Origin of the sequence: Rhizobium alarense (assembly GCF_021555155.1) — a bacterium.
Classification (GTDB): domain Bacteria; phylum Pseudomonadota; class Alphaproteobacteria; order Rhizobiales; family Rhizobiaceae; genus Rhizobium_D; species Rhizobium_D alarense.
Genome location: NZ_JAKGBU010000193.1, coordinates 1 through 764, shown reverse-complemented (window position 1 = coordinate 764; position 764 = coordinate 1). Strand labels below are relative to the sequence as shown.

Sequence of the window (764 nt, the reverse complement as noted above, 5' to 3'; positions counted from 1 at the left end):
ACCTGATCTGTGCTCAAGGCGGCGATCTGGCTCGTGCTCAAGCCGGAAACACCGGCTGTGCTGAAGGCCGCGATCTGGTCGGTCGACAGGGCCGCTATGGTGACCGTCGACAGGCCGACGATTGCACTCGAACTGATCGCCGCGATATCGGCGGTCGAGAAGGCTTCCAGGTCATCCGTCCCCAGAACTGCGATCTGCTTCGAAGTCAGGGCTGCGACCTGCTTGGTCGACAAGGCTTCGACCTGCTCGGTGTTCAGGGCATCGATTTGCGCGGTCGATAGTCCTGCGATGCCTCCGGTGCTGAGCGCCGCGATCTGTTCCGTGGAGAACGCCGCAATCGTGTCCGTCGACAGTCCCGCCATCGCGCTCGAGCTGATCGCCGCCATGTCGGCGGTCGAGAACGTTTCCAGATCATCGGTACTCAGCACGGCAATCTGCGTCGAGCTCAGGGCTGCGACCTGGGTTGTGGTCAAGGCCTCGACCTGGTCGGTGCTGAGCGCTGCGATCTGGTCCGTCGACAGGCCCGCGATGCCGGCGGTGCCGAGGGCTGCGATCTGGCCCGTCGAGAGCGCTGCGAGATCGTCGGTTCCCAGCACCGCGACCTGTTTCGAGCTGAGCGCGCCGATCTGCCTGGTGGTCAGCGCCTCGATCTGCAACGTGCTCAAGGCGTTGATCTGATCGGTCGAGAGGCCCGCGATGCCGTCCGTGCTGAGGGCCTCGATCTGTTCCGTCGAGAAGGCGGCGATCGTGTCCGTCGAGAGGCC

The 764-nt window shown here is 64.5% G+C and carries 1 pseudogene; it reads right to left on the bottom strand.

Going from position 1 to position 764, the window contains the following annotated elements:
* Nucleotides 1-764: pseudogene (locus tag LXM94_RS25955) on the bottom strand (hypothetical protein); the annotation flags it as partial.